Raw genomic sequence first — 22,779 nt, forward strand, 5'->3', positions numbered from 1 at the left:
AAAAGTTATGGAGAGAAGAAATAATGCCTAATTATGCGAATCGTTATATTAGTACCCTCACTCGAGAAACATATGCTTTGATACTTGCGGGTGGAAGAGGTTCGCGCCTTCACGAACTCACCAATTGGCGAGCGAAACCCGCTGTTTATTTTGGCGGTAAACATCGAATTATCGATTTTCCACTGTCTAACTGCATTAACTCAGGGATCCGTCGGGTTGGCATTGCTACGCAGTATAAGTCGCACTCGCTTATTCGCCATGTTAATCGCGCATGGGGACACTTTAAAAAGGAGCTTGGAGAATCTGTAGAAATATTGCCAGCATCACAGCGATATGGTGATGAGTGGTACTGCGGCACAGCCGATGCAGTTTTCCAGAATATGGATATTATTCGTCATGAGCTTCCCAAGTACGTTATGATCTTATCGGGTGATCATGTTTACAGAATGGATTACGGTGGCTTACTTGCAAAGCACGTTGAGACAGGTGCAGATATGACCGTATGTTGTATTGAAGTGCCTTGTGAAGAAGCAGCGAAAACGTTTGGTGTAATGACTGTGGATGAAAGCAACCGTGTGCGTCGCTTTGATGAAAAGCCGGTAGATCCGACGTCAATCCCTGGAAAGCCAGGTGTATGTTTGGCGTCTATGGGGAACTATGTGTTTAACACTGAGTTTTTATTCGAGCAGTTAAAAAAGGATGCGGAACGAGAAGGGTCTGGTCGTGACTTTGGTCATGATATTATCCCATCCATCATAGAAGAGCATAATGTATATGCGTATCCATTTTGCGACCCATCACATGAAGGGCAGCCATATTGGCGAGATGTAGGGACGCTTGATTCATTCTGGGAAGCAAATATGGAGCTGGTTTCTCCTGAACCACAACTTGATCTCTATGATCCTCATTGGCCAATTTGGACTTATCAGGAACAGCTACCACCAGCTAAATTTATATTTGATGATGATGATAGACGCGGTATGGCCGTAGACTCGACGGTTTCTGGTGGCTGTATTATTTCTGGTTCTAAAGTTAAGCGTTCATTGCTGTTTTCCAATGTGCATGTTCACTCGTATTGTGAAATTGAAGGAGCCGTTGTGTTGCCTGGTGCCAAAATCGGGCGTAACTGCAAAATCAAAAACGCAATCATTGACCGCAGTTGTCAAATACCGGAGGGGATGACAATTGGTTACGATACTGACCTAGACAAAGAGAATGGCTTTAGAGTGTCGAATAAGGGGATCGTATTGGTGACCCGAGATATGCTCGCAGAGCTTGCGGAAAAAAATAATAAATGATCCATGTAGAGGTACTATGCATGTAATTTTAGTGGCAGCCGAAAACGATCGGTTGCCAAATTGTAAGGTGGGGGGCGTCGCAGATGTAATACGCGACGTACCTTATGCATTGGCGCAGCTTGGCATTAAAGTATCGGTGGTCACACCCGATTATGGCCAAGCTGCTTTAAATCGAAACTTAGTCGCTGATATTGCCGTCCCTTTTCGTCAACACCTAGAAACGGCGACTCTTTGGTCTGTTGAAGAAAGTGACAATGTCACTCAGTATGTCATTTCACACTCATTGTTTAGTGAGCATCACGGCGCTATTTACTGTAATGATCCTCACCAGCCCTTTGCGACAGATGCAAATCGATTTGCGTTTTTTAGTGCGGCAGTTGCTGAACTTATTGAACATGAGTTGATAGCTGAGATAGATGTTGTACACCTACATGACTGGCACGCTGCTGTCGTTGCTGTACTTCGTCAGTTTAGTCCAAGATTCAAACGCTTAAAGGCGCTAAGGACAGTCTATACTGTGCATAACCTTGCACTTCAAGGGATCCGGCCTTTTAATCATGACTTATCCAGCCTTGAGTCTTGGTTTCCGACACTCACCTATGATGGGCTCAGTATTTGCGATCCTAAATATCCTCACTGTTTTAATCCTATGCGAGCGGCTATTAATCTTTCAGACAAAGTGCATGTTGTTTCTCCTAATTATGCCAAAGAAGTGATGATCCCGAGTCATCCTGAGCTTGGTTTTTTTGGTGGCGAAGGGTTAGAAAGCGACATGCAGCATGCGTCTCATGAAGGACGGTTAGCAGGTATTTTAAACGGTTGTGTGTATGATGAGTCAGGTGACGAAGAGAATCTAATTTTTGCTGACTATTTGGCGCTTGCTGAGCAGCATGTGTTTCAATGGATGGCAAAATCTAGCCAAGTATTATCTCGGTTTTACATTGCTCATCAGCGCATACTCGCTTGGCGTGACGAAGCCTTTAGCGGCAAGCTAATTACAAGTGTTGGTCGTCTCACCGATCAAAAAGCACTTATTTTAAGACAGCCTACCCAATCAGGCATTGTGCTCGATGACATTGCAAAAATAGCCAAGCACCAAGGAGCACGTATTGTGATTGTAGGCTCTGGTGACCCAAGTCTTGAGCAGCTATTTACCGAAGTAATGGCACGCCATAACAATGTCTTGTTTTTAAATGGTTATGGTAAAGCACTCGGCGAGCAACTGTACCCATTAGGTGATTTGTTTTTAATGCCAAGCTCCTTTGAGCCTTGTGGTATCAGTCAAATGCTTGCGATGCGCGCTGGACAACCTTGTATCGTACATAAAGTGGGGGGATTATCTGATACGGTAAAACACAACGAAACCGGCTATTGCTTTGAAGGAGAAACGCTTGCTGAGCAAGGTAGTCAGTTTATTGCGATTTTTGAACTAGCACTCGCTGATCTGGTAGGGGATTGCGAAAAATATCAACAACTCAGGCTGCAAGCTCGTATGCAGCGCTTTGACTGGTCTGATGTTGCACAAAAATACTGCGAACAATTATATAGATAGAAAAAACGTAGTTAAAAAAATTTTCGCTTCTGTGTTAAGTATTTAGCAATTGGCTCAGTTGCTAAACAAAAAACTAGGTCAAAGGTATCAAAAGATAGCTTTGGCCTTTCTTTTTTGTCATTTTGCATTATCTTTTAAGCTATTATTTTGATTCTTAATAGCTTAGGTTGATTTTCTTTATCATCATAAAGGGTTAAAATCTAAAAATTGCTAAACCAAAAGTGCGATTGTTCACTTTAGGTACGAAGGAGTTTTTGTTTGAAGGTTTTTGTGGCCCGCCAAGCCATATTTAATCGTAAAAAACAAGTTGTTGCATACGAATTGTTGTTTCGCGATGGTGTAAAAAATAGCTTTCCAAATATTGCAGATGATGCAGCGACAGCCAAGCTGATAATGAATAATCAACTTAACCTCGGCATGCGATATCTCACTTCGGGAAAGAAAGCGCTAATTAATATTGGTCCAGACTCGTTACGTCAGGAGCTGTGTGAGTTTCTCCCAGCAAATGATGTGATCTTAGAACTATTGGAGACTATTCCGCCAACAAAACAAAATTATGAGCGGATAAGAGGCTTATTTCACAGCAACTTTAGACTCGCGTTAGACGATTTTGAATACTCAAAAGAATGGGAACCTTTCTTAAAGCTCGTAAGGTTGATTAAGTTCGACGTCATGGAAAACCCGCTGGACACTATAGTGCCAGTGATTGACATGATTAAAGAGCGAAAGAACATTAAACTACTTGCGGAAAAAGTCGAAACCGAAGAAGAATTCGAGCAAGCTAAAAAGATGGGATTTCAGTTCTTTCAAGGCTACTTCTTTGCAAAACCAAAAATGATTGAGCAAAAAGACATTACTATCAATTATGTGATAGTCATGCTCATTTATGAAGAAGCACTCAAACCGAATATGAGTATTACGCGATTAGCCGAGTTGTTTGCTCAGGACACTGCGCTTGCGTATAAACTGCTAAGGCTTATTAATTCCGGCGTATTTCCGATCAAAAGTCGTATCGAATCTTTAAAGCAAGCCCTGGTATATTTAGGAAACGAGCGTGTAAAAAAGTTTGTAAACTTAATTATGACAGCCCACGTAGCCGAGGGAAAACCGACAGAATTAACACGCCTTTCTATCGTTCGTTCACGGTTTTGTGAACTTATCGCACAGCAAATATCGCCAGGGCTTGCCAATATGAGCTTTATGACAGGGTTATTTTCTCTGCTTGATGCCATTCTTGACAGGCCAATGGAGCAGGTTGTAAACAAGCTACCTTTTCCTGAGCAACTCCATGATGCTTTGATAGGCAAACCCAACACACTATATTATATTTTAAATATCGTTAGAGCCTATGAGTCTGGAAGCTGGTGGACTCTGCAGGATGCGTGCAGTTATTTAAACTATAAAGACGAAAACCTTCCTGATTTTCATGCCGCTGCGATAAACTGGGCTGATATGTATAAAAACCGTGTGTATTGATGAATAGAATTATTGCGATGGATGCGATCCGCGGGTTCGCGCTGCTTGGCTTGCTTTCCATGAATATGGTACATATGGCCAATTTTGAGTTGGGTTATGTACCAGCTCAAACTGCCCACTATCTTGATCCGTTCTTCGCAATGGTTAACAGTATTTTCTTTGATGGTCGATTCAGAACCTTATTTGCCATGTTATTTGGGGCGGCATTGTGCATTCAGGTAGCAAAGACGGATGATCAGAGCCTTGCAAGACATCGACTAACATGGTTAATGGTTTTCGGTGTGTTACACGGCGTGTTGGTTTGGCCTGGAGATATTTTATTTAATTATGCGTTGAGTGGATTTGTAGCGCTACGATTTATAGATGCGAGCGACAAAAAGCTAAACCGCTATGCGATAGGATTCATTTTAGTCCCTTCTATTGCTATCAGCTTATTGCTATTAATTGATCCAGAACCACAAATAAATAGAACTTCAGAAGTCTACCTCGAGTTTTTGCAGCAAATTCCAGCAAACTACTTAGAACTACTCACCCTTAATGGCCTGTACTTTATCATTATTAGTTTGCTTATCCCGGTTATTACTTTGTGGTATACCGCCGGGTTAATGCTACTTGGTATGCGTTTATATCGAAGTGGAATGTTTGATTTAGAGCGTACTGAACCTGTTCATAAAATTAATTTGTTTGCCGTTGTAGCCATTATTTTGTCATTTGTAGGCTTTGTTCTTGAGCGTAAGCTAGGCGTCGAGTTTTTTGAAGGAATAGATTGGATCCTTGCGATACCCGTTGCGTTGTTTTATGTCGTTGTAATTAAGGCGGCAATGCGAGGTGCAAAAAATCAACTTTGGAGTTTACAATGTGTTGGGCGCCTAGCGCTTTCGTTTTATCTTCTCCAGTCAATTGTGTTTGTAAGCTATTTTTACTTTATAAACCCGAACGCTATCAGCACTTGGGAGCGGGTGGATTATTTCTCGGCATTTGTAATTGCGTCTATAATTCAATTAGCCCTTGCGTCTATTTATTTTAAGTTGTTTAAGCAAGGCCCATTTGAGAAGTTATTGAAGTTGCTAGTAATACGAAGAGCCCGCTATGATTAAAAAAGTACTAATTGGGGTAGTGCTATGGATGGTGTGTTTTAGTGTTGATGCTAAACAGTCTTTAAATGTCTTGTTTGTTAATCCTTCTGTGCCTGGTGAACCATTTTGGCAGCGCGTCCAAGGCATTACAGAAGCGGCAGCGGATCAATTCGATATTAGATTAGATGTGATCTATGGAGAAGGAAACCGAATTATACAGCTCGCTGAGCTTAAAAAATATTTGAGTTATCGTGCTACTCCCGACTATGTCATCCTCATTAATTATCCTGGTGGTGCCGAAGAAAGCCTAAAGCTTTTAGAAAAATATGGGATCAATCATATTACTTTAGAAGAAACGATTTCGGGCCCTGAAAGGCAGGCGATAGGTAATCCAAAAGAACACTATAAGTATTGGCTTGGGGAAGTACATCATGATAATGACCAAGCCGGTTACGATCTGGCAAAGAAACTATACCAACAGGCTAAAACTAACGGTCATGAGACAATTTACCCTATTGCTATCAATGGTCACTATGGCACAGAGTCAGATATTAGAAGCAACGGTGCAAAGCGCTTTTTTGATGAAGTTGGCGTGGTGGTTCAGCAAACTGTCTACGCCGGGTGGTCAAAAGAACAAGCGCTTGATAAGACTAAGAAATTGTTGCACCGCTATCCAAAAACAAACCTTATTTGGTGTGCGTCAGATTTGATGGCGATGGGAGCTATCACCGCAGCTGCATCAAGCGCTTCACAAATAGTGTTTGGTGGGTTTGATTGGTTGTCGGATACTTTTGAGCTTATTGAACATAATGAGATGCAAGCATCCGTTGGCGGGCACTTTATGATGGGGGCTTGGGCGTTGATTTCGGTGTACGATCATTATTATGGGCACCCTTTTTGGAAGGATAACACTGAACTTGCGTTTGATTTAACTGTGATCACCAAGGAAAATCTAGCTGACTATTACTGGATAAAGTCAGCGAAAAACTGGCAATCTATTGATTACAAGGCAATGAGTCTTAGAGGAAAGCCTAAAGAGCAGTATCATTTTTCTCCTGAGCTATTAAGAAAAAGTTTGCAAAAGTAGAAATGCAGTAGTGTAAAGCGGTTGAAGCGATTACAATACGGGTTTTTACTCAAAGTGGTTGTATCGTGACAGAGCAAAAGCGCCTCAATAAATACATCAGTGAAACAGGATTCTGCAGTCGTCGAGAAGCTGATGACTTAATCGCCTCAGGTCGTGTCAAAGTAAATGGAATTCTACCAGAAATGGGCACCAAAGTGTCTGATGCTGACACTATCATCATTGATGGTAAGCCTCTGAAAGCAAAGCCAAAGGCTGTATTTATTGCTTATAATAAACCTGTAGGTGTAACTTGTACCACCGAGCGTAAAATCAGAAGTAATATTGTCAGTGCAATTAACTATCCTGAGCGTATTTTCCCTATTGGTCGCTTAGACCGTCCATCCGAAGGATTAATTTTCTTGACCAACCAAGGCGATATGGTCAATAAAATCCTTCGCGCCGGCAATAACCATGAAAAAGAGTATGAGGTTGTGGTCGATAGGCCTATTGATGAGCGCTTTGTAAAACGTATGTCCTCTGGTGTTCCAATCCTTGGCACCGTCACAAAGCCTTGTAAAGTTCGTAAAACCGGGACTAAGTCATTTACCATTGTATTGACCCAAGGCTTAAATCGTCAAATTCGCAGAATGTGTGAATATCTAGGATTTGAAGTAACACACCTTAAACGTATTCGGATAATGAATATCGATCTAACTGGCCTTAGCTCTGGTAAGTGGCGTCACCTTAACGAAAACGAAATGCGAGCGATTAATCACGCCACAGAGTCATCGAGTAAAACGCAAGAGGCATCAGCGGGTGCTGGTGCGGGAAAACAGCATGATAAGCCTAGAAGTGAAGTTAGTGAGGTTGGTCGTCCAAAGCAAGATAGGCGAGCGCATAACAGCAAAGATCGAACAACTGAACTCGACAACCAAAATAGCGTTAAGCCTAAGCCAAAAACGCGAAATGGTGAACAAAATCACAGTCACAACAAACGTAAGTCAAGCCCAAAGCCCAATGCTAAGCCTGCAAAAAGGGTCAAAGGTACTTTGTCCTTAAATAAGAATAAGTGACCTGAAGTTCGGAAATTAAGCAAAGAGTAGGGCAATGTAAAGCCCCTTGACAGCTTAATTAGAATGGGCAAAACGAAATAAATAAGGGCTATAGAAATAGCCCTTATTACATTTACTCAAACTGTTACTTTTCATCATCAGGTAGAGTAACGTTCAATTCTAATACTGCTAAGTCATCCTCGTTTTGTTCAAACTGGACGTTGACAGCATCCGAATCTACTTTCACATATTTACGAATAACATCGAGGATATCTTGCTTAAGTTGTGGTAAGTAGTCAGGTGTACCACGCTTTGAGCGTTCGTGCGCAACGATGATTTGCAGTCGCTCTTTCGCTAATGATGCGCTATTTTTTTTCTCAGAACGAAAATAATCTAGTAATGACACCTTACCCTCCAAAGATCCGTTTGAAGATACCTTTCTTCTCAACTTGTAAGAAGCGGAAATCAACGACTTCACCTAATAAGCGGTTAATTGCATCGCTGTATGCTTGGCCTGCATCAGACTCTTGGTCTAAGATAACCGGTTGACCTGAGTTCGACGCATTAAGTACTGCTTTTGATTCAGGTATTACACCTAGTAAGTCAATCGCTAGAATTTCTTTTACATCGTCTACCGACAACATTTCACCGCTATCTACCCGCTCTGGGTTATAACGTGTAAGCAATAGGTGTTCCTTAACCGGCTCTAGGCCCATTTCAGCGCGCTTCGACTTGCTTTGTAGAATACCTAAAATACGGTCTGAGTCACGAACGGATGAAACTTCAGGGTTAGTTGCTACCACGGCTTCATCAGCGAAGTACAATGCCATCATTGCGCCTGCTTCAATACCCGCTGGTGAGTCGCAAATGATGAAATCAAATTCTTCTTTCATTTCATTTAGCACACGCTCAACCCCTTCTCGAGTGAGGGCGTCTTTATCACGAGTCTGAGAAGCTGGAAGAATATAAAGTTTTTCAACGCGCTTATCTTTAATCAATGCTTGATTTAGGTTTGCTTCACCGTTGATAACGTTGACAAAATCATAAACAACGCGACGCTCGCATCCCATGATTAAGTCGAGGTTTCTAAGACCAATATCAAAATCGACAATGGCTGTTTTATAACCCTTTAGCGCTAAGCCAGTACCAATTGCTGCACTTGACGTTGTCTTACCAACACCGCCTTTACCTGAAGTTACGACAATAATTTTTGCCATCTGATTTATCCTTTGACCAAAGCTGTAATTTTTAATGATTCGTCTTGTTGTGTTATTTGAGCAGCTTGACCCCAGTGTTCACCTTGCAGCGAATCACTGATCCAATAACTCCCGTTTATAGACACCAGCTCAGCTTCTAAGCGCTGACAGAATATACTCGTGTCTTCTTGGCCTTGCGCACCTGCGATTGCACGACCACGTAAAGTACCGTAAATGTGCACGTTACCATCGGCGATAACTTCTGCACCATGACTTACAGCACCTAGCACGATCAGATCACGGTCTTTAGCATAAATTTGCTGACCACTACGTACCGTTCCGTTCACAATTTGAGCAGGAAGATAAACTTGTTTTTCTACTACTTCTGCTGCTTGAGATTGTGATGGGGTACTCGGTTGCACATCCCTTGAATAGTTTAGTACAGAAAACCCGGCTTCTTTGGCTAAGTCGTGCTGACTTTGAGTACCGCTACACACACCCACTGGATTGAGCTGTAAATCGACCAGTGTTTGCTTTAACTCTTTGAATTCTACAGTTTGCTCCTGAACATCAGCTAAATTAACGACAATTGGTGCACCTTGAAAAAATTTAGGCGCTTGCGAAATTTTGCTATCAAGATCTTGCCTTAACTTGGTCAGATCTAAAGAAAACAACTGCAGTACAGAGAGTGTAAATAGATTTCCTTTTAGTTCGAATGTTTGATTTGCCATATGTACTCAAATTTCTGTTACAACCGCCGCTAAAGCCTTATCTAGCTGACTTTAGCGGTTAGTAAAACTTTCCACAACTTACTAATAGCATGGTATAGTGACCGCCCATGATTAGCAAGAATTTATAGGCTTATAATGCTCACTGCCATATACAAAAGTCCAAAAAAAGCGGATACCTATCTTTTTGTAACTAAAAGAGATGATTTTTCCAATGTCCCTGCACCGTTAATGGAAACTTTCGGCACTCCTACCTATGTCATGATTATTGACCTTGCGAGAAGAACAAAATTGGGAATTGCTGATCTTGAAACGGTTAAGCAAAAATTAACTGACGATGGGTTTTACTTGCAACTTCCACCGCATACAGAAAGCTTGCTTGATGAATTTAGAAAGCAAAACGGAGTAACAGATTCGTGATAAAAAAAATTTCCCTACTAGTAGCCTCAGTTTGCTTGTCCACATCAGTCTTTGCTAATACTCAAGCGAAGTTTGATGAATACCTCAAAAACTTAAAACAAGAAGCGATTGACAAGGGCTATACACAACAATTAGTTGATGAGGCTTTTGCAACAGCAGTATTTAAGGAAAAGGTGATTAAGGCTGATAAGTCCCAGCCAGAAATTGTCGAAACACTAGAAACTTATTTACCCAAGCGCGTCCCTGAATGGAAAATCCAACAGGCTCGCAAACTCTACAAAGAACACCAAGAATCTTTAGAAAAAATAGCAAAAGAATATGGCGTACAGGCACGGTTTATTGTTGCCCTGTGGGGCCTTGAAAGCAACTTTGGTCGTATTCAAGGCGGCTATCCAGTCATTAGTGCGTTAGTGACGCTTGCTTTTGATGGTCGTCGAGAAGCTTTGTATAAAAGACAGTTGTGGGCTGCGCTGGATATTTTAAGAGATGGTCACATCGGTCTGGATGATTTCAAAGGATCGTGGGCAGGAGCAATGGGTCAAACTCAGTTTATGCCAACTTCATTTACGTCTTATGCTGTTGATTATAATAAAGATGGTCGTAAGGACATTTGGACGACACAAGAAGATGCTTTTGCGTCAATAGCCAATTACCTGAAAAGTGTGGGCTGGAACGACGATCTCACTTGGGGTCGCCAAGTTAAGCTACCTGAAGGTTTTGACAATAGCTACATTTTAAAGCGTGGTACTAAAACGCACAGCGAATGGTTAAAAGAGTGGAGTAAATCAGAGCGTTCATTGCAGGAGTGGCAAGCGCTTGGTCTTCGTAGGATGGATGGCACTGACTTGCCAAAAGTGAATATCACAGCCGCTTTAGTGATGCCAGATGACGCCAATGGCCGGATGTACTTGGCTTATGACAATTACAAGGCTTTAATGAATTGGAATAGATCTTATTACTTTGCCTCAAGTGTTGGATATTTATCTGACAGAATAGGTTACCCAAAGATTTAGCCACAAAGTCAGACTTAGCCCGCTCGAATAGCGGGCTTTTTTATGCCTATTTATTGGATGATAAAGCTTGCTTCGCAGGCATTAGATTTGCAGTAAACAAAAAAGACATATAGCAAAGACGAGTAGTATTCATAAAGCAATAAAAAAGGCAGCGTCCAACTCGCTGCCTTTTGGTTGGGCTAATGTATGCAAGTGTCAATAGTAGGACAAAGGTTGAACCTTGCCCCAAAAGACTCGGTACGAAAATAGTGTATATGCAATTAAGGTCGGCACCACAATGACTACGCCATATAATAAGAAAGTAAGAGCCGATGCGTCAGCGACTGCTTCGAAGATGGTTAGCTTGCCTGGCACTACGAATGGGTAAAAGCTATAAACTAAGCCGAAGAAGCAAAGCACAAAGATAAATGCTGAAATCAGGAACGGTAACCAAGCACCATTATCCGGCGACTTTGGTAGTTTCTGTAACACAAGTTCTAAAATTACAAAGAGCGACAAGCAAATAATCGGGGCTGGTAATACGACTAAGGCCATCGGGAGGTCAAACCAACGCTCATAGATCCACTCATTAATCGCTGGGTTGATGATAGAAACGAGCAACACCCCAACAAAGGCTACTCTCGCAAATTTTTTGCACCAGCTAATCGCATCTTGCTGCAATTGCCCTTCACACTTCATAATTAGCCATGCTGAACCAATCAAGCCATACGCGCAGACAACGCCAATTCCACTAAAGACCGCAAATGCATGGGCAAGAGGGGTATTTTCAAAGCCTATGACATAAAGCCCCAGCATATACCCTTGCGCAAACGAGGTGAGTAGCGACCCAAATTTAAATACTTTGTCCCACCGCCTTTGGCGTTTAACTCTCGCTTTTGCTCTGAAATCAAAAGCGACACCACGCATAATTAAGCCAAAGAGTAAAAACACAACAGGAATGTAGAGCGCCTGCAAGATCATACTATGGGCTTGAGGAAATGCGATAAATGCGAGGCCTACAGCTAAAACTAACCACGTTTCATTGGCATCCCAAAATGGACCGATAGAGGCTATCATAGTGTCTGCGGTTTCTTTATCGTCCAGCGGGATCATCATGCCAACGCCAAGGTCGTAACCATCTAATATTGCATAAACAAGCACAGCGAGTGCCATCAAACCGGCATAGATGAGAGATAGATATTCCGGATTAAACACGAGTAACCTCCTCAGCAAATTCCTTCATGTCGTACTCTTCCACTTCTACAGACTTGCTAGCAGTGTGGAACAAAGTGCGAATATAAGCGTACAGTAAGATTGCATATATCGTCAGATAGCCAATGAGTGTAAATAAGACGTTTTCTGAGGCAATTGTTGTGACTGCATCTTCAACTCTTAAGATACCACTGACGATATAAGGTTGGCGGCCAATTTCTGTGACATACCAGCCTGCGAGGGTAGCCACCCAGCCTGAGAAAGTCATCGCAACAAGCGTTTTCAGTTGCCACTTCGGTAACTCGCCCTTTTTCCATAATGTAAAACGAGTGACAAACGCAACTAAGATCATCAGCATGCCCATCCCAACCATGATTCTAAAACCGAAAAAGACGGGCTTAACAGGTGGGTGTTCACCTTTAAATTCATTAAGCCCTTTAATTTCACCGTTAACGTCGTGGGTAAGAATAAAACTTGCCATGTTAGGAATACCGAGCGCAAAGTCGTTGCGTCTTTCTTCCTCATTCGGAATTGCGAATAATAGTAGTGGTGCACCTTTCTCTGTTTCCCAAACCCCTTCCATTGCTGCAATTTTTTGTGGTTGATGTTTTAGCGTATTTAGGCCATGCAAATCGCCAACGAAAGCCTGCAATGGAGTAAGCAGCGCCGCAACTGTTAATGCAACGGTTAGCGCTTTCTTGGGGGCATGTTTTTCATCGTTTTTCAGCATCCGATACGCACTGACACCAGCTATCAAAAATGAAGCCGTCAGCGCACTAGCTAATAACATATGGAAGAAGCGATAACCGAATGAAGGATTGAAAATAACTTCGAACCAGTCCGTGGGATATACGATACCGTCTCTAAGTTCAAAGCCTGTCGGGGTTTGCATCCAACTATTCAAAGACAGGATCCAAAATGCGGAAAGCGTTGTACCTATGGCGACGATAAAAGTGGCTAAAGTATGTATTTTAGGTGGTACGCGCTTCATGCCAAACAACATGATCCCTAAAAATGTTGCTTCCATAAAAAATGCGGTCAATACTTCATAACCGAGCAAGGGACCTGCAATATTGCCGACTTTCTCCATAAAGCCGGGCCAGTTTGTACCAAACTGGAACGACATGGTAATGCCGCTTACGACACCGAGTGCAAAGGTTAATGCAAAAATTTTGACCCAAAAGCGATAAGCTCTTAACCAAACCGGGTGTTCGGTTAGGTCATACTTGAGTTTAAAAAACGCCAGAAACCAAGCTAACGCGATGGTTATCGTGGGAAAGAGAATATGAAAACTAATATTTGCTGCGAATTGTATTCGCGACAACAACAACGTATCAAGCATGACGCACCTCGCACTTTAAGACTTACGTAATAATTTATCCTTTAAATCTATTACTTTACTCACAGAAGAACCGAGCTTCATCAACGATTGCAATTGCTCTGGTGATAGGCGTTGAAGTTCCGCTGACCACTTAGTGACGGTTTCAAGTAGGTCATGAATGGATTGCATTTGCTGCTGTGCATACACTTCTTCAGGTGAGTTGGCGCTATCTAGGATTTGGTCACGAAGTAGAGTTAGTGTTGGGTCGATTTCCCTTTTTCTTCTCTCTTCAAATACGCGGTTAGCGAGATCCCAAATAGAGCCGTTTGGAGAGTAGTATTCTTTACGGTCGCCGGGAATATGATGCACCTTAACTAGTTGCCAAGATTGCAATTCTTTTATTCCCATACTCACGTTACCGCGTGAAATTTTTAACGCATCGGCGATTTCGTTCGCTGTTAATGGTTTTTCATTAATAACCAACAAACCAACCATTTGTCCTATAGTTCTGTTGAAACCCCAACGGCTTCCCATTTCGCCGCAATGAAGTACAAAATTTTCTATTTTTGGTGATAAGTTCATTGTTCTAAACTTTCAGTAATTATTGAAACTTTAATATAAAGGTCACTTTGACTTAGATCAAGCATTAATTAAGCTCAACTACAACATAGTGAAAGTTAACCTTCCCCGAATATCTATAATTGCCATCCACTGACCGCAAATCAATATAAATTTCAAATCATTGTGATTTAATGCGGCCACAATCACACGGATTATGCTGCACAGCCTCCTACTTTTGCAGCGGTACTCACATGACACGGGAATTTATACATGTTAAGAATCCTCCTTTTCACCTTATCTATCTTTAGTTGCACTGCTTTTGCTGAGCGCGCGACAACCATATTGATCTCCATTGATGGGTTTAGATGGGATTACATTGAAAAACACGATGCAAAGAATATTGCAAATCTTGCGAAGCAGGGCGTCCGCGCGACTAAGCTATGGCCTCAATATCCGACTAAGACATTTCCGAATCACTTATCTATTGTTACGGGTTTAAAACCAATCAATCATGGCATTGTCGATAATTACTTTTGTGATAAGAAGCGTGAAGAGTGTTATAAGATGGGAATGGGTAAAGTGGATAGCTCGTGGATAAGTGGTATTCCGTTATGGAATCTTGTAAAAATGCACGGGTATAAGTCTGCCGCGTATTTCTGGCCTGAATCAGACGCTAGAATCAATGGTATGACGCCTGACTATTACTATCACTATTCAAAACAAGCCGATTACAAGAACCGTCTAAATGAAATACACAACTGGCTAAAATTACCAAAAAGCGAAAAACCATTGTTTGTCGCCAGCTACTTTTCTCTAGTGGATACCATGGGTCATGAATACGGACCAGATCATGAAAAAACGAGAGAAGCGGTACAATTTGTTGATGGCTTAATTGGAGATTTTGTCGCTGTTTTGAAAAGGGACAAAATTAAAGTGAACTTAGTACTCGTTTCTGACCACGGTATGGCAAGCGTAGAGCCAAGCAAAGCCGTGATCCTCGAAGAGCTAGATATACCTGAAGATTGGACGATAAAAAATAGCGGAACGAGGGTGTCACTTTATGCGTTAGGTGATAAAGTCCTTGAAACAGAGACGCTTATACAGCAGTTACGTAAAAAAGCGAATGGTCGTTATAAAGTATTAAATCGTGAGCGAAAACTGCAATTAAATGGCGGTGAGTCTTCTCGTATCGGTGACATTATCCTGCAAGCAAAAGCGCCTATTGTCTTTATGCAAAAAGGCAAGCAAGGCTATTATGGTACGCATGGGTATGAGGTGACACCTGATATGGCCGCATTTTTTGTCGCAAGTGGCCCTGCCTTTAAATCGGGTGTAACGATAGAACAAGCTAGCAATTTAGAAGTTTACCCAACACTTACACACATTATGGGGCTTAAGCCACTTAATGAGCTTGATAGTAGGGGGGAAAACCTATTAAAGCTGGTTAGGCAGTAAAACAGGCCATTTATTGTGTTCAGAGCCGATAAATAACGAGGCTCTGAACAAAAGCAGTAAAGCGCGCTACTTTTTATTGGAAGCCTTCATTAATCGTTTTGCTAAAGCAAAGACAATATAGACAAGAACCAAGGAATTAAGGACAAGCAATGCATCTTTATCAGATACGAACATCCATATCGCCGCGAGCGCAAGGCAAGCAAGTGTAAAGTGGCCAACTAGTGGATTGGTAGTCTTTTTCTTCATTAGAACTTCGCTGTATTTATGTTCAGATTATTTTACACCTGATAGCTGAGACAATACCAATAATCCGTTCAAAAAACTAAATATTTTTGGCTATGTGGTTATAATACCGGCACACAGAATGTGCACGTTCTTATTCGTTATTGGTCTGACCAGAAGTTTGATATAGATTAACTGTTTCATTCAAACGAATAGCTAAAATGTCATGGAAGTACATTAAAGAGAATTCTTAGTGGTACAAATAAATAAAGCAAAACATTGGTTAGACCTCAAAAAGCTCATACTCATTCTTGCCACATTATGCGTATTTACTTCGTTGCTAAACGCTCTGTTCTCAAGCTACCAAGTTCAAAAGCAAGTGATGGTAAAAGATACCTTGGAGGCAAATCGCGCTTATGCAACTAAGCTCGCGGATGTTACTGATCTCTTTTTACAATCAGTTTTGATGCAATTAAAAGCGTCGAGCGAAACTATCGCCTCGGAGCTAGATAACCCAGAGTTGGTCGATAACGAACTTAAGCAAATGCTTACTCGAACTCATAGTTTTGATTCAATCGTGCTAGTCAACGCCGATGGAGAAATTATCGGTGCTCAACCCAGTTCACTCGGTGTTGTTGGGACTACGCTTATAAATGAAGCCGAAACATCGCCACTTCGTAAACAGGCACCTTTCATCGTAGGGCCATTTATCTCTCCCGCCGGAAATTTGATGGTGAGCCCAACACACCCAATGTTTGATAGAGAAGGTAAATTTGTCGGCTTTATCGCAGCTGGGATTTATCTAAAAGGAGATAATATCTTAGGGCGGCTTCTTGCTAACCACCATCATAAGGACAAAACCTATATTTTTGTTACTGGGCCAAATGGTAAACTTATTTATCATCATGACGATCATCGAATAGGACAAGATGTCACTGAAAATGAAGTTGTTGGGTCTCTGCTTAATAAAGTTTCAGGGTCAGCACAAGTGATAAATACCCAAGGCGTTGCGATGCTTGCGGGCTATGCTCTGGTTCCCACAAGTGGTTGGGGCGTAGTAGCACAACGTCCGTTAGAAGTTACCATGTCGCACCTTTCTAATACTATGCGGCACGTACTCAAAACTACCATTCCATTTACTGTACTTTTGTTAATTTGTGTACTTGGACTCGGAACCTTAATAGCAAAGCCCCTATGGCGATTAGCTAAGTTATCAGAGCAAGTGCAAGATGGTAGAAACATAGATTTTCCACATGTATCTACATGGTATTATGAAGCCGCATGGCTTTATCAGGCAATGCACAGCAGTGTTAAGAACTTAGGAGCACAGATCCAACGCTTTGACGATGAAAGAAAGCAAGATCAGCTTACTCATTTATTCAATAGACGAGGAATGGAAAAGTGGCTGGAGACTGCCTATGAGCAGCAAACTCCGTTTAGCATTATTGCGCTCGATATCGATCACTTCAAACATGTGAATGATACTTACGGCCACGATGTTGGTGATGTAGTAATCAGAAAACTCGCCGAGCTGATGCGCACTAATGCACGTGAACAAGATCACTTATGTCGTAGCGGTGGAGAAGAGTTTTTAATGTTTTTGCCATATGTAGACATTGATAAAGCAGACATAATTGCAGAACGCTTGCGTGCATGTACCGCTGAAACTGAGTTTGGTGAAGCTGGGCATATTACGATTTCACTTGGTATCTCTCACTGGCCGCTGTGCTCTGAGGATTTGCATCATGCACTTAAACTTGCAGACAGAAGTCTATATCAGGCGAAAGCAAACGGCAGGAACCGTGTTGAACATGCCGTTTTAGCCAATCACAATGTAGCATAATTGGAAATTTGATATTAAAAAGTGAAATTTGCTCCGAATATCGGTAAGATGCGTTGCAATTTTACCGTTACCAAATTTGGAGCTGTACTTTCCATGGCAAAAACATTGAAAGTTCCTCATACACTAGTCCTGCTACTAGGTATGATGCTAATTGCATTACTGTCGACTTGGATTATTCCACAAGGCTTTTTTGATACTGCAACTACTGACTCTGGCAGGCAGGTTGTGCTTGCTGGTACCTACCATATTGCAGAAGAGTCTGTTCATCTTACACCTTGGGATCTGCTAAAAGCTATTCCTCGTGCGTTTGCTGCTGCGCAAGACGTAATCTTTTTCGTTATGATTGTTGGTGGTGTACTCGCAATCGCACGTGCAACAGGCACCGTTGATGCGTTGATCGGTCGTTTACTTGAGAAAAATGGCGATAAACCACAAAAACTCATTTTTATGGTAGTGTTCTGTTTTGCAATCGCGTCAAGCGCTATTGGTACAGCAGGCGAATACATCCCGTTTGTGCTGATTTTAGTTGCACTCTGTAAAGCAATGAAGCTGGATGCCATGACCGCTGTTGGTATGATCATTGCCGGCTATGGTATTGGTTACGGTGTCTCGGCATTCAACCCATTTACGGTATTAATTGCTCAGCAAATTGCTGAAGTACCTGTCTATTCGGGCATATGGTTGAGATTTGCTATTTTTGTTCCATTTGTACTGATTGGCTTTCATCATGTATGGAGCTATACAAAAAAGGTACAGCAAAACCCTGAGCACTCTATGATGAAAGACGTGCCTTGCCCACTGGCAGGTCAGGCTGCGCCAAGCTATCCGCAGCTTAATGGTCGTCATAGAACTATTCTACTTACCTTCATTGTTACGCTTGTCTGTGCGGTTTGGGGTATTGCGACTCAAGGATGGTATCTCTACGAACTAGGTGGCTTATTTATCGCCTGGGGTATCGTTATTTCAATTCTTGGTAAACTTTCAGCTGATGAAGCCGCAAACCGATTTATCGAAGGAGTCTCAGATCTTGTTACTACTGCAGTGCTTATTGGTGTAGCTCGTGGTATTGCACTAATTCTAGAGGATGGTCAAATTCTTCATACGATTGTACATGGTCTTTCAACACCACTTTCTTATGTCGCTGCGGAAGTTTCAGCTGTTGGTATGTTACTTATCCAAACGCTTTTAAATATGTTCATACCTTCGGGCTCTGGTCAGGCTTATGTTACCATGCCATTGATGGTTCCAGTAGGTGACCTAGTTGGTGTACCAAGGCAAGTTGCAGTACTTGCGTATCAGTTTGGTGATGGTTTCTCAAACATGATAGTACCGACCAATGCAGTATTAATGGGGATACTCGGCATGGCTGGCGTCCCATATACCCATTGGTTTAGATTCTGTATGCCGTTAATGGCTAAACTCATGGTAGCAGCGGCAACTGTGTTGGTACTCGCTGTGATGTTTGGTTATGGCTTGGACGTGCAACCACAACTGTAGATAAACAAATTTTCTTCTTAGATAGCGCCAATCGGCGCTATCTTGCTTTTACTAGACTCAATTTCTTTTCAAAAAGCAAATTTATTGATCTGTATTTATATTCTATGTAGTTTAATAAGCTATTATTATTTATTAAACAAAAATCTTGGTCGAGAATTAGCCATACAGACTTCTATGAATTTAACGTTTAGCCATTTTTACAATTTAACATCCACTAATCAGCGATATCAATTTGCATTGAAACAGCTGTTTGAACGGTTTGATGCGGATCATTGTTTTGTGGGTAAGTTTATCGATAACGATAAGCGCGTAAAGACCGTTATGTACCTGGCGGATGGTAAAGAAGTCGATAATATTATTTATGACCTAGAAGGGACGCCGTGTTTTGATGCTAAAGCAAGTAACGAAGTGTGCAGTGTTACCAGTGGCTTGCAACAACTTTATGAAGAAGATGAAATTCTTCGTGTTCTTAGTATAGAGGGGTATTTAGGGGTAACGCTAAGGGCCTTAGATCACAAACCAATAGGAATAATGGTCTGTTTGTTTAATAAAGAAAAACAAGTCAGCTTTGAAGAAAAATTGTGGTTTCAAGAGTTAGGACACCTGATCTCAACGGAGCTTAACCACAATTTAGAATTGACTAAACAAGGTATTTTACTAAAGCAACTTGCAAAAGGTGAGCAAATAGCGGACCTATGCACATGGACATGGCAACTTAAACAAAATAAGCACTACTTTTCCCCCCACCTAAATCATCTACTTAAGACAAAAGCTCATTCTCCGTCGCTGTCATTATTGCTCGATAAACTCACGATAGAAGATAGTGAAAGGCTGCGGATTGCATTAGAAAAAGTGAGGTTAGGTGCCGTTCGCAATACTGATTTGCAAGTTTCATTGGCCGCTCGCACGGAAAATCATGGGTTATTAAGAATTATTGGGCAAGTAGAGTCTGATGAGCAGCATAGCGATGAGTTTGTATTCACTGCGACCATTCAAGATATTAGCTATATTTCATCGCTAAATAAACAGCTCGAACTCACTAATGTTGTGTTTGAGCATGCTACAGAAGCCATTATGATCACCAATAATGAAAATAAAATCATTATGGTGAATCGTGCTTTTGAGCGGCTAACGGGTTATACCGGCTACGAATTATTGGGCCAAGACCCCGCGGTGTTATCATCTGGTAAGCAAGATAAATCATTCTATGAAGCCATGTGGGCATCATTGAGCACGGTTGGCCATTGGAAAGGAGAGATCCACAACCGTCGCAAGAACGGTCAGATTTATCCTGAGGAATTAACACTGAGTGTGGTGAAGGATGAGCAAGGTCGAGTTGCTAACTACGTCGGCATTTTTAGAGATATTACCGAATGGAAGCGGAACGAGTCTCAACTTACCTTCTACGCCAACCATGAACCATTAACAGCATTATTAAATCGCCGCAGTTTTATGCAGCGATTGGAAGAACAAATATCGGGCTCTAGAAGTAACAATACCAGTTGTTCACTGCTTTTCATTGGCTTAGACAGGTTTAAAGAAGTGAACGATGTTTTTGGTCCGGAGATTGGCGATAAGGTACTTATTTCTGTAGCTAAACGATTAAAAAATGCAGTTCGCCAAAATGACATTATTGCAAGATATGGTGGTGATGAATTTGCGCTATTGCTCACTCATAGCGATGTAGAAAGCGCGCTTAAAATTGCTCAAAAGCTTTCACTGAAACTTTCTCAGCCCTATGTATTTAATGAAATTACTATAGAAGTCACTTGTTCTACAGGTATTGCACAGCTCGAGGCAGGCTCTCGGATCACCGCGGCTAACTTACTCAGAAACGCAGCGCATGCACTCAATAGCGTGAAAAAGACCGAGCGCGGACAGGTAGCCTTACACAATGCGGCAATTCAAAATGCCTATTTAAATAAAATAAAGCTTAAAGACAAGTTAAAGCAGGCACTGAAAGAAGGAGCGCTTACTGTTTATTATCAACCGATCGTTAATGCTGATACCAACCACATCACAAAGTTTGAAGCCCTAGTACGTTGGTTTGATGATGAATACGGAATGGTATCACCAGGTACTTTCATTCCTATTGCTGAAGAATTTGGTCTTATTCATTTAGTTGGACAGTTTGTACTTGAGCGTAGTTGCCAAGACTTAGCAAAGATCCACCAAGCTGGTTTTACAGAGGTTGGGATCTCTATTAACCGTTCTGTTAGTGAGTTTAAAGCCAGTATTAATCAGGTGAAGTTAATTACCAGCGCCATCGAAAAAGCAAAGATCCCGTATGAAGCAATTACCATTGAAGTTACCGAATCGCTTGCTACAAATCGCTATACTTGGAAAACGCTTAATCAACTGAGGGAACATGGGATCAAGGTTTCGCTTGATGATTTTTGTACTGGCTATTCATCATTAAGTAACTTGATAGAAAATCAGGTGGATTACCTAAAAATAGACAAAAGCTTTGTCGACAGCCTGATGTCTGATTACAACAAACAAGTAATGATTGACTGCCTCATTAAGCTCAGTGATAAGTTGGGAATTGGTGTGATAGCCGAAGGGGTAGAGCAGTTTACTCAACTCGAAAAATTACGAGAGCTCGGTTGTCATCACATTCAAGGATTCTTTTACAGTCCCGCAAAACCAATAGATGCCTGTCTTGAGCTACTCACAACAGACGCTTTTGCTGAACAAACACAAAGTGCGTTAGAAAAATAAAGGTGTGATATTTTGATATCACACCTAAAAATAGCAGATTGCTTCTGCGTCTTTATTACAGCAGTGGTTTTATCAGCGCTGTGATCGCTTTAATGTGATCATCACGGTCGTTTAGTGCGGGAATATAGCGATACTTTTCGCCGCCAGCAGACTCAAATACCTCTCGGTTTTCAACTTCTAACTCTTCGAGTGTTTCTAAGCAGTCTGCACTAAAAGCCGGACTTAAAATAGCGACGTTTTTAATACCTTGACTGGGAAAACTCTCAAGTGTTTTGTCCGTATAAGGTTGTAACCATTCTGCTTTACCAAAACGACTTTGAAAGGTAGTTATTACTTTTTCTTTATCAAGATTAAGTTTTTCAACGACTAATCGAGTCGTTTGCTGACAAAAACAGTGATACGGGTCGCCTCCATCTAAAAATAGCTTTGGTGTACCATGATATGAAAATACCAATTTATCCGGCTCCCCATTCGCCTCAAGATCTTCGCTAATGGAATTAGCTAAAGATTCGATATAGAGCGGATGTTTGTGATAGCCATTAATAAAATGTAGCTCTGGTACCCAGCGCCAACCTCTTAGCACCTTTGAGATCTGATCAAAGGTTGAGCCTGTCGTTGCACTGGAATATTGAGGATATAGTGGCACGATGATAATTCTTGTGATGCCTTTTTCTCTTAATTTCTCAAGCCCTGATTCAATTGACGGGTTGCCATAGCGCATGGCGAGTTCAACTTCGATGTTTTCAAAACCTTCACTGAGTAACTGCTTCTTTATTTTATCAGTTTGCGCTCGACTAATGGTTATCAACGGGGAGCCCTCATCGGTCCAAATTGATTGATAGGCATGTGCTGACTTTTTAGGGCGAACACGTAAAATTATGCCATGTAAAATCATTAACCAAATTAGCCTTGGAATTTCGACTATACGGGGATCGGAGAGAAACTCCGCAAGATAAACTCTAAGTGCCTTAGCCGTCGGTGCATCCGGGCTACCTAAATTCGTAATAAGAATGCCCGTTTTGGAATTAAATCGGCCTTCATGGGGATTATCTGTAATGGCTGAAAAGCGAGACACTTAACGCTCCTTAGAT

The 22,779-nt window shown here is 41.6% G+C and carries 19 protein-coding genes; 12 read left to right on the forward strand and 7 right to left on the reverse strand.

The genetic code is table 11. The features are described from left to right. Positions 1–23: 23 nt before the first annotated feature. The 6 genes from glgC (at position 24) to rluF (ending at position 7,541) form a co-directional block, all read left to right on the forward strand. Positions 24–1,298 (forward strand): glucose-1-phosphate adenylyltransferase, encoded by a 1,275-nt coding sequence (glgC, locus tag PNC201_RS19070; RefSeq protein ID WP_010372983.1) that lies wholly within the window; start codon positions 24–26, stop codon positions 1,296–1,298. Positions 1,299–1,314: 16 nt separating this feature from the next. Further along, on the forward strand, positions 1,315–2,850 hold the full coding sequence (locus tag PNC201_RS19075; protein WP_102058042.1) for a glycogen synthase: 1,536 nt from the start codon (positions 1,315–1,317) through the stop codon (positions 2,848–2,850). A 258-nt stretch (positions 2,851–3,108) separates the two neighbouring features. Next, positions 3,109–4,326, forward strand: coding sequence for an EAL and HDOD domain-containing protein (locus tag PNC201_RS19080; RefSeq protein WP_010605397.1), 1,218 nt, complete (start codon positions 3,109–3,111; stop codon positions 4,324–4,326). After that, a complete protein-coding gene (locus PNC201_RS19085; protein ID WP_233525290.1) occupies positions 4,326–5,423 on the forward strand; it encodes a DUF418 domain-containing protein in 1,098 nt (365 codons plus the stop codon). Before PNC201_RS19080 ends, PNC201_RS19085 begins: the two co-directional genes overlap by 1 nt. Further along, positions 5,416–6,489, forward strand: coding sequence for an ABC transporter substrate-binding protein (locus PNC201_RS19090; RefSeq protein WP_102058044.1), 1,074 nt, complete (start codon positions 5,416–5,418; stop codon positions 6,487–6,489). The genes PNC201_RS19085 and PNC201_RS19090 overlap by 8 nt, the downstream gene beginning before the upstream one ends. A 65-nt stretch (positions 6,490–6,554) precedes the next feature. Next, positions 6,555–7,541 (forward strand): 23S rRNA pseudouridine(2604) synthase RluF, encoded by a 987-nt coding sequence (gene rluF, locus PNC201_RS19095; RefSeq protein WP_102058045.1) that lies wholly within the window; start codon positions 6,555–6,557, stop codon positions 7,539–7,541. 124 nt (positions 7,542–7,665) lie between these two features. On the opposite strand, the gene minE is transcribed toward rluF, so the two are convergent. The 3 genes from minE to minC are packed head-to-tail and all read right to left on the reverse strand — an operon-like array spanning position 7,666 to position 9,447. Beyond that, entirely contained in the window at positions 7,666–7,926 is a 261-nt protein-coding gene (gene minE, locus PNC201_RS19100; RefSeq protein WP_010372964.1) for a cell division topological specificity factor MinE, read from the reverse strand. Position 7,927: 1 nt separating this feature from the next. Next, positions 7,928–8,737: a septum site-determining protein MinD gene (minD, locus tag PNC201_RS19105; protein ID WP_010372960.1), complete on the reverse strand. Its 810-nt coding sequence runs from the start codon at positions 8,735–8,737 to the stop codon at positions 7,928–7,930. A gap of 5 nt (positions 8,738–8,742) precedes the next feature. Beyond that, positions 8,743–9,447, reverse strand: coding sequence for a septum site-determining protein MinC (minC, locus tag PNC201_RS19110; protein ID WP_010372958.1), 705 nt, complete (start codon positions 9,445–9,447; stop codon positions 8,743–8,745). 135 nt (positions 9,448–9,582) lie between these two features. Between minC and PNC201_RS19115 the strand changes: the two genes are divergently transcribed. Both PNC201_RS19115 and PNC201_RS19120 read left to right on the forward strand, forming a co-directional pair. Next, positions 9,583–9,864: a YcgL domain-containing protein gene (locus tag PNC201_RS19115; protein WP_010605401.1), complete on the forward strand. Its 282-nt coding sequence runs from the start codon at positions 9,583–9,585 to the stop codon at positions 9,862–9,864. Further along, positions 9,861–10,877, forward strand: a complete 1,017-nt coding sequence (locus PNC201_RS19120) for a lytic murein transglycosylase (RefSeq protein WP_010605402.1) — start codon at positions 9,861–9,863, stop codon at positions 10,875–10,877. The genes PNC201_RS19115 and PNC201_RS19120 overlap by 4 nt, the downstream gene beginning before the upstream one ends. A 195-nt stretch (positions 10,878–11,072) precedes the next feature. On the opposite strand, the gene PNC201_RS19125 is transcribed toward PNC201_RS19120, so the two are convergent. From PNC201_RS19125 to PNC201_RS19135, 3 genes are read right to left on the reverse strand one after another with little or no spacing between them, the layout of a single operon-like run. Next, positions 11,073–12,071, reverse strand: coding sequence for a cytochrome d ubiquinol oxidase subunit II (locus PNC201_RS19125; protein WP_010372949.1), 999 nt, complete (start codon positions 12,069–12,071; stop codon positions 11,073–11,075). Continuing rightward, positions 12,064–13,410 carry a cytochrome ubiquinol oxidase subunit I gene (locus PNC201_RS19130; protein ID WP_039495168.1) on the reverse strand — a complete coding sequence of 449 codons (1,347 nt, stop codon included), beginning with the start codon at positions 13,408–13,410 and terminating at the stop codon, positions 12,064–12,066. Before PNC201_RS19130 ends, PNC201_RS19125 begins: the two co-directional genes overlap by 8 nt. A 15-nt stretch (positions 13,411–13,425) precedes the next feature. Next, positions 13,426–13,971, reverse strand: a complete 546-nt coding sequence (locus PNC201_RS19135; RefSeq protein WP_010605404.1) for a GbsR/MarR family transcriptional regulator — start codon at positions 13,969–13,971, stop codon at positions 13,426–13,428. A gap of 249 nt (positions 13,972–14,220) precedes the next feature. Between PNC201_RS19135 and PNC201_RS19140 the strand changes: the two genes are divergently transcribed. From PNC201_RS19140 to PNC201_RS19160, 4 genes are all read left to right on the forward strand, one after another. Then, positions 14,221–15,405, forward strand: coding sequence for an alkaline phosphatase family protein (locus PNC201_RS19140; protein ID WP_010605405.1), 1,185 nt, complete (start codon positions 14,221–14,223; stop codon positions 15,403–15,405). A 475-nt stretch (positions 15,406–15,880) separates the two neighbouring features. Continuing rightward, positions 15,881–17,470, forward strand: a complete 1,590-nt coding sequence (locus tag PNC201_RS19150; RefSeq protein ID WP_102058046.1) for a sensor domain-containing diguanylate cyclase — start codon at positions 15,881–15,883, stop codon at positions 17,468–17,470. A gap of 93 nt (positions 17,471–17,563) precedes the next feature. Beyond that, on the forward strand, positions 17,564–18,967 hold the full coding sequence (locus PNC201_RS19155) for a YfcC family protein (RefSeq protein ID WP_102058047.1): 1,404 nt from the start codon (positions 17,564–17,566) through the stop codon (positions 18,965–18,967). Positions 18,968–19,141: 174 nt separating this feature from the next. Then, positions 19,142–21,688, forward strand: a complete 2,547-nt coding sequence (locus PNC201_RS19160) for a putative bifunctional diguanylate cyclase/phosphodiesterase (RefSeq protein WP_102058048.1) — start codon at positions 19,142–19,144, stop codon at positions 21,686–21,688. Positions 21,689–21,743: 55 nt separating this feature from the next. Here the strand turns inward: PNC201_RS19160 and hemH are convergent, their stop codons facing one another. Next, a complete protein-coding gene (hemH, locus tag PNC201_RS19165; protein WP_102058049.1) occupies positions 21,744–22,763 on the reverse strand; it encodes a ferrochelatase in 1,020 nt (339 codons plus the stop codon). Between the last annotated feature and the right edge of the window lie 16 nt (positions 22,764–22,779).

Source organism: Pseudoalteromonas sp. NC201, assembly GCF_002850255.1.
Taxonomy (GTDB): Bacteria; Pseudomonadota; Gammaproteobacteria; order Enterobacterales; family Alteromonadaceae; genus Pseudoalteromonas.

Bases quoted from the DNA above. Each gene is read 5' to 3' on its own strand.
- glgC (WP_010372983.1), top strand. From the start codon at position 24: ATGCCTAATTATGCGAATCGTTATATTAGTACCCTCACTCGAGAAACA.
- PNC201_RS19075 (WP_102058042.1), top strand. From the start codon at position 1,315: ATGCATGTAATTTTAGTGGCAGCCGAAAACGATCGGTTGCCAAATTGT.
- PNC201_RS19085 (WP_233525290.1), top strand. From the start codon at position 4,326: ATGAATAGAATTATTGCGATGGATGCGATCCGCGGGTTCGCGCTGCTT.
- PNC201_RS19090 (WP_102058044.1), top strand. From the start codon at position 5,416: ATGATTAAAAAAGTACTAATTGGGGTAGTGCTATGGATGGTGTGTTTT.
- minD (WP_010372960.1), bottom strand. From the start codon at position 8,737: ATGGCAAAAATTATTGTCGTAACTTCAGGTAAAGGCGGTGTTGGTAAG.
- minC (WP_010372958.1), bottom strand. From the start codon at position 9,447: ATGGCAAATCAAACATTCGAACTAAAAGGAAATCTATTTACACTCTCT.
- PNC201_RS19115 (WP_010605401.1), top strand. From the start codon at position 9,583: ATGCTCACTGCCATATACAAAAGTCCAAAAAAAGCGGATACCTATCTT.
- PNC201_RS19130 (WP_039495168.1), bottom strand. From the start codon at position 13,410: ATGCTTGATACGTTGTTGTTGTCGCGAATACAATTCGCAGCAAATATT.
- PNC201_RS19135 (WP_010605404.1), bottom strand. From the start codon at position 13,971: ATGAACTTATCACCAAAAATAGAAAATTTTGTACTTCATTGCGGCGAA.
- PNC201_RS19140 (WP_010605405.1), top strand. From the start codon at position 14,221: ATGTTAAGAATCCTCCTTTTCACCTTATCTATCTTTAGTTGCACTGCT.
- PNC201_RS19155 (WP_102058047.1), top strand. From the start codon at position 17,564: ATGGCAAAAACATTGAAAGTTCCTCATACACTAGTCCTGCTACTAGGT.
- PNC201_RS19160 (WP_102058048.1), top strand. From the start codon at position 19,142: ATGAATTTAACGTTTAGCCATTTTTACAATTTAACATCCACTAATCAG.